Annotated in this window: 6 protein-coding genes; all 6 read left to right on the top strand. The window is 40.4% G+C overall.

The window, feature by feature from the left end:
• Positions 1–631, top strand: a 631-nt coding sequence (locus RT405_RS11420; RefSeq protein WP_313469776.1) for an ABC transporter substrate-binding protein, incomplete at its 5' end; no start/stop codon positions are given.
• A gap of 267 nt (positions 632–898) precedes the next feature.
• Positions 899–2,134, top strand: coding sequence for an amidohydrolase (locus RT405_RS11425; RefSeq protein ID WP_313469777.1), 1,236 nt, complete (start codon positions 899–901; stop codon positions 2,132–2,134).
• A 30-nt stretch (positions 2,135–2,164) separates the two neighbouring features.
• A complete protein-coding gene (locus tag RT405_RS11430; RefSeq protein WP_313469778.1) occupies positions 2,165–3,361 on the top strand; it encodes an amidohydrolase in 1,197 nt (398 codons plus the stop codon).
• A gap of 28 nt (positions 3,362–3,389) precedes the next feature.
• Complete coding sequence (locus tag RT405_RS11435) at positions 3,390–4,340, top strand: ABC transporter permease (RefSeq protein WP_313469780.1); 951 nt, start codon at positions 3,390–3,392, stop codon at positions 4,338–4,340.
• A 14-nt stretch (positions 4,341–4,354) separates the two neighbouring features.
• Positions 4,355–5,182 carry an ABC transporter permease gene (locus tag RT405_RS11440; protein WP_313469783.1) on the top strand — a complete coding sequence of 276 codons (828 nt, stop codon included), beginning with the start codon at positions 4,355–4,357 and terminating at the stop codon, positions 5,180–5,182.
• A 42-nt stretch (positions 5,183–5,224) separates the two neighbouring features.
• Positions 5,225–6,619, top strand: a 1,395-nt coding sequence (locus RT405_RS11445) for an ABC transporter substrate-binding protein (RefSeq protein WP_313469785.1), incomplete at its 3' end; no start/stop codon positions are given.

A 6,619-nucleotide genomic window follows, 5' to 3' on the forward strand; every position in this document is an offset into this window, starting at 1 on the left:
GGAGAGTTTATTGGCTGGCCAAGGGGAGATCGTTGATAGTATGTATACTTCTGTCAGTCCTTATAAAAATGAAGAACTGGAAACAACAGCATACGATCCAGATTTGGCTAAGAAGTTGATTGCGAAATCAGATTTTGATATGAACCAAGAAATAGAAATTGTTGTTCCAGTCGGCAACAAAGTCAGAGAACAATCGGCTGTTTTGATTCAACAAGACTTGGAAGCTGTAGGGTTTAAAATCAAACTATCTAATTTTGATTTCCCAACCGTTATGGAAAAAGGGCGTGCGGGCGATTTTGATTTGATGATGTACGGCTATGCGTTGAACATTGATCCGGATGTATCAAATTATGTTGGGCCGGATGGTGTCTCTAACTATTCGAATTATGAAAACCCTAAAAATACTGCTCTATTAGAAGCTGGATTAGCCGAAACCGACCCAGAAAAACGAAAAGTGATTTATGATGAAGCGCAAGAAATTTGGCAAGATGACATGTTTATTGTACCGCTTTATTCTGCATTGGATATCGTGGTCAAAAATAAAACCTTGAATGGCGGAATAACTGATTTTTGGCCTGGTTCATTAACAGATGTCGAAACATGGACTTTAAATCAAGCAAAAAAGAAATAAATTAGCGTACTAAGAATGACTGTTGTTAGGTTTCCTTACATTCGTTTTATTTTTAGAGGTAATTGGTTATTTTAATTAGAAAAAGATTAAAATATAGTTTGACTTTTATCATTTTAACCGGTAGAATTTAAAAAAACATTTTAAAAAAGTGGAAAATGGCTATTTTTCTTATTTGAATGAGAAGAAAGGTTAGAAAACCTGACATTGGAACGAAGAACGAAACAGCTGAGAGGTTAATAGAAATAAAAAAAGAAAAGAGGAACTTAAATGGGGTATAACGAATGGGAAGAGCATTTGGCAAATAATTTTGATGAAACGGTTGCTTGGAGACGACATTTGCACCGCTATCCAGAAATCTCTTTTGAAGAGACGGCTACAAGAGCCTATATTTTTGATAATTTAACTGAATTTGGTTATACAGATATCCGTACGAACGTAGGTGGCGGAGGCCTGGTTACACGTTTGGTAGGTGCACAACCAGGACCTAAAATCGCTTTTCGAGCAGACTTTGATGCTTTGCGTATTCAAGAGGAAACACAACTGCCCTTTGCTTCCGTCAATGACGGGATTATGCATGCTTGTGGTCACGATGGACATACTGCAATTCTGTTAAGTGTTGCAAAAGTGTTAAAACAATTTGAAGCAGAACTAAAAGGCGAAGTCGTTTTTATCTTCCAACACGCTGAAGAAATGTTGCCGGGTGGAGCAAAAGCAATGATCGATGATGGTGCTTTAACAGACGTTGATTACGTTTATGGGCTGCATTTACGGTCGCCATTAGAATATGGAAAAGTTCAATACTGTAGCGGCTTCTCTATGGCGGCAGCAGATTTTTTTGAAATCACGATTCAAGGAAAAGGCGGTCATGGTTCAAGTCCTCATACATCGATTGATCCAATTGTCGTCGGATCTCATTTAGCCAATCAGCTGCAGACACTTATCAGCCGTACAAAAAATCCGATGCATGCAGGTGTGTTGACCATTTCGACTTTTCAAGCTGGAAGTGAAGCGAACAATGTCATTCCAGATACAGCACGCTTAAAAGGAACGGTTCGAACCTTTGAGCCAGCGTTGCGCAATCTGCTTGAAGAAAAAATAAAAACGATGGCGGAACACATTTGTGCAGCGTATGAGGCGACTTGTACCGTCACTTACACAAAAGGATATCCTGCAGTTTATAATCATCCAGCTGAAACAGAAGTTGTACAAAACTTGTTCAGCAAAAAATTCGGTGCTGAAGCAGTAGAATCCACTCCATTAAGAATGGGCGGTGAAGATTTCGCCTATTTTCTTGAAAAGAAACCTGGTTCATTTTTCTTTGTTAATTCAGGAAATGCTGAGAAAGGGATTATTTACCCGCATCATCATCCTAAGTTCGATATTGATGAGCGGGCATTGTTAACAGGCGGAAAGGCATTCTTAGCAATCGCAGAACACCACTTGTTAGAACAATCAGAAGTACCTGTAAAGAAAAAAACAGTTGTTGAAACAGCAGCAGAATAAAAACAACTTAATTTGTGAGGAGCGGATGGAATGAGTTATGAAAAATGGACAGAAGAATTAAAAGCGAATTTTGATGAAACGGTCGCATGGAGACGGCACTTGCATGAGTACCCAGAGCCTTCCTTTGAAGAAGAGCAAACAGCAGCATTTATCGTGACCCAATTGCAGCAAATGGGAATTGAAGATATTCAAACGAACGTAGGCAATGGATATGGAATCGTTGCTAAAATTTATGGGGATCATCCTGGCCCTACGATTGCTTTTCGAGCAGATTTTGATGCTTTACGAATCCATGAGGAAACGGATGTCCCTTTCCAATCGAAAAATCCCGGAATTATGCATGCTTGCGGACATGATGGTCATACTGCTTCGCTCTTAAGTGTTGCAAAAGTTTTAAACAAACACAAAGCAGATTTACATGGAAATGTAGTTTTGCTGCATCAAAATGCGGAAGAAGTTGTCCCGGGCGGAGCGAAAAGTATGATTGAAGCAGGTTGCTTGATGGGCGTCGATTATGTTTTTGGTATTCATGTCATGTCTAATCTAGAAGCAGGCAAAATTGCTTATAGTTCATCTTATGGTTCAGCTGGATCTGACTCTTTTCAAATGCAGATTCAAGGAAAAGGCGGACATGGAGCTGCTCCTCATACGACAGTCGATTCAGTTATGATCGGTACACAAATCGTAACAACTTTGCAAACACTAGTCAGTCGTCAAGTCGACCCTGTACAACCAGCAGTAGTAACTTTTTCTGGGTTTCAAGCAGGCGGCGAAGCCAATAACATTATTGCGGATAAAGCTGTATTGCGAGGCACTATTCGGACATTAAATCCAGAGGTTCGTGATTTAATGGAAGCGCAAGTCAACCAAATGAGCCAGAGCATTGCTACAGCTAACCAAGGGACTGTCAAAATCCGCTATACCAGAGGGTATCCGTCCATAATGAATACACCGCTTGAAACTGAGCGGTTAACCAAAGTGATGCAAGCGAAATTTGGAGATACAGAAGTTTTAGAAGTGGAAGCTGGAATGGGCGGCGAAGATTTTGCTTATTACTTACAAGAAAAACCAGGTACGTTCTTTTATGTAGGAGCTGAAAATGCAGCAATTGAGGCGAACTACCCTCACCATCACCCAAAATTTAAAATTGATGAAACCGCACTATTGCGTTCTGGAGAAGCTTTCTTAGCGATTGCGGAAGATTATTTAGTAAACAAAGCAGATTAAGCAAATAGGAATAAAAGGAGGTCCTTCGATGAAAAAATATATAGTAAAAAGACTCATGATTGCTGTGCCGGTATTGTTTATGGTCTCCATTTTTTCTTTTCTTATTATTAATCTGGCGCCTGGAAACCCGGTTGATTTATATGTTGCACCAGATGCAACGGCAGAACAAATCGAAGCGACTAAAACAGCTTTAGGATTAAATCAGCCGTTGCCCGTTCAATACATTAAATGGATCACTAATTTGATCCAAGGAAATTTAGGCTTTTCTTATTCAACTAGACAGCCGGTGACGGCTATTCTTTTCAGCCGTGTTTCGCCAACGCTGCAACTAATGGGCATCAGTTTGATAGTCGGTTACCTTGTAGCTATTCCACTTGGAATCTATAGTGCTGTCAAAAAAAATACATGGGTGGATTATTTTATCACAAGCAGTTCTTTCTTAGGGGTTTCTGTTCCAAATTTTTTCTTAGGGTTGGGTTTAATTTATATTTTTGCTTTGCAATTGGCATGGTTGCCGACTGGCGGCATGCAAGTTTTGGGCGGTAATGGAGGAGTGTTGGAAAGGATTCAGCATTTGGTTTTACCAGTGATTGTTTTAGCAACAAGCATTTCAGGAAATATGATCCGCTACGTCCGATCGAGTATGATCGATGTTTTGGGCGAAAATTATTTACGGACAGCCACTGCTAAAGGGCTGAAAACAAGAGACATTTTAACGAAACACGGATTTCGCAACGCTTTGATTCCAATTATCACCGTTATTGGGATGGATATCCCTAAGTTGATCGGAGGAGCTGTCGTTACTGAACAAATTTTTCAGTGGCCAGGTTTGGGCCAATTGATGATCACTTCGATCAACTCTAGAGATTACCCAGTATTGATGGCCATCAATTTGCTGTCGGCTATTGCGGTTTTAGTCGCTAATATCTCAACGGATATTCTCTATGCTGTAGTGGATCCAAGAATAAAATACGATTGAAAGGAGAGGAGTAAATGGCAGCTAATTTTAATTTAGTTTCGACAAAGAGAATGGAGCAACTGGAACAAGAAGCAGAAGAACGGATGCTGGTATCACAAGATGAAGGCTATCTTAAAACCATCTCCAAGCGATTTATGCGAAATAAAGTAGCGATGGGCGGTTTGATTGTTTTTGGGCTTGTGATTTTAATGGCCGTTTTTGCGCCTTTGATCGTGAATTACTCTCCTTACGAAACGACCGGTTTTTTTGAAACGGCTCCGAATAGCGATTTTTTATTAGGAACAGATGAAGTAGGAAGAGACGTTTTTAGTCGCTTGGTCTATGGAGCTCGCGTGTCCTTGATTGTAGGTTTAGGATCAGTGGCGATTTACATCGCCATCGGAACAACTTTAGGACTGATTTCTGGTTACTTCGGCGGCCTGACAGATGCATTTATTATGCGGCTTACAGAAGTTTTTATGTCTTTTCCTTACTTTATGGTTATTTTAGTTTTGGTCAGTTTGGTCGGACCAAGTATTTGGACAGTGACGATTGTATTGGGACTGCTTGGCTGGCCGACAGTGTGCCGCTTAGTTCGAGGAAGTGTGCTGTCGATCAAAGACACCGATTTTATTCAAGCAGCTGTTTCAGTAGGACACTCAACTCCGCATATTCTGTTTAAACAAATATTGCCGAATGTACTGTCGCCCATCTTGGTCAACGCAACTTTCGGAATTGCCAACTCGATTTTAACGGAAGCTTCGCTTAGTTTCTTAGGGATGGGAGTTCGCCCGCCGACCTCAAGTTGGGGGAATATGCTGTCAAATGCTCAGTCATTGACTGTTTTAGGTGAAACAAAATAAAAGCAGCTATTTAGATGCAATCAAAAGAAATGAGGATGGAAAATGAAAGAAGGTAGATTAGTAAATAAGTGGAAATTAGCGGTAGGGTATTTAATGGTTTTGTCGGTATTGGCAGCATGCGGTACAAATGCGGACTCTGAAAAAAAGGCTGACGCAGCTAAGAAAGTACCTTCAGATATTCTTTATATGGGGTTGACCAATGCTCCCGATAGTTTTAATCCTTTAAACACTCCCGGCGTTTCTGGCCGTTGGACACAACGTTTTTTCTATGATGGTCTATTAGAAATGCCTGAACCCCTCACTTTTGAACCTGCATTGGCTGACAGTTTCGAAACAGAAGACAATCAACATTACACGATCAAATTAAACCAAAAAGCTGCTTGGACTGATGGAACGCCAATTACGGCGGATGATGTAGTTTTTACGTATAATCTGATCGCTGATCCAGAAGTGGAATCGGTTCGCGGAATGGCAGTCTCTTCATTAGAAGGAACAGATGACGTTGGGAAGCGGGAAGCTGGGTTAACGGAACTGCCGAATTTGGTGGCTGTTGACGACAAAACCGTTACCTTAAAAACAAAAACACCAGTGGATCCTAACTATCTAAAAGAAATCTTAGGCTTTGAAATTTTTATTGTACCAAAGCATATTTTAAAAGACATTCCAAAAAAAGAGTTGGCCAATGCTGACTTCGTAACACATCCAACAGTTACGAGCGGAAGTTATAAATTTGTAGACTACGCAAAAGATGATCACTTGGAACTGGCGGCTAATGAAGAGTATTACAAAGGGGTTCCAGAAATCAAACAGCTTTTTATTCGAATTATGAATGGAACTAATCTGGTGACTGAATTTCAATCAGGCGGTATCCAGGCTAATGCCGGCGGCGGCATTGGCGTTGTACCGATTCAAGATATAGCTACTTTGAAAGAACGCAATGAATTAACTGTCGATACAAATCCAAGTTATTCCGAACAATTTGCGTTACTCAACAATGAAATGTTTAAGGATACTTCCATTCGGCAAGCGATCGCTCACGCCATCAACCGCCATCAAATCGTGGATAATTTGTTGAAAGGCGAAGGGGAAGTGTTAGAGAGTGCTTATACATCAGCTAGTCCATATAAAAATGAGGATTTAAAACCGACTCCATATGACCCGGAAAAAGCTAAAGAACTCATTGCTGAATCTAATTTTGATATGGCTCAAGAAATCCGCTTAGTTGTTCCGATCGGCAATAAAGTTCGAGAACAATACGCGAATTTGATTGAACAAGACTTAAAAGCAGTTGGGTTTAATGTGGTCCAAACAACCTATGATTTCCCAACAACCTTGGAATTGGCTCAAAAAGGCGAATATGAAATTATGTTGATGGGGTATGCCTTTACAGTTGATCCAGATGTTTCAACGTATTTTGCCTCTAATGGAGCTTCTAAT

It is taken from the genome of Carnobacterium sp., assembly GCF_032094055.1.
Taxonomy (GTDB): domain Bacteria; phylum Bacillota; class Bacilli; order Lactobacillales; family Carnobacteriaceae; genus Carnobacterium_A.

What these genes read in the sequence shown, in the direction of transcription:
- RT405_RS11425 (WP_313469777.1), top strand. Translation starts at nt 899, where the DNA reads ATGGGGTATAACGAATGGGAAGAGCATTTGGCAAATAATTTTGATGAA.
- RT405_RS11430 (WP_313469778.1), top strand. Translation starts at nt 2,165, where the DNA reads ATGAGTTATGAAAAATGGACAGAAGAATTAAAAGCGAATTTTGATGAA.
- RT405_RS11435 (WP_313469780.1), top strand. Translation starts at nt 3,390, where the DNA reads ATGAAAAAATATATAGTAAAAAGACTCATGATTGCTGTGCCGGTATTG.
- RT405_RS11440 (WP_313469783.1), top strand. Translation starts at nt 4,355, where the DNA reads ATGGCAGCTAATTTTAATTTAGTTTCGACAAAGAGAATGGAGCAACTG.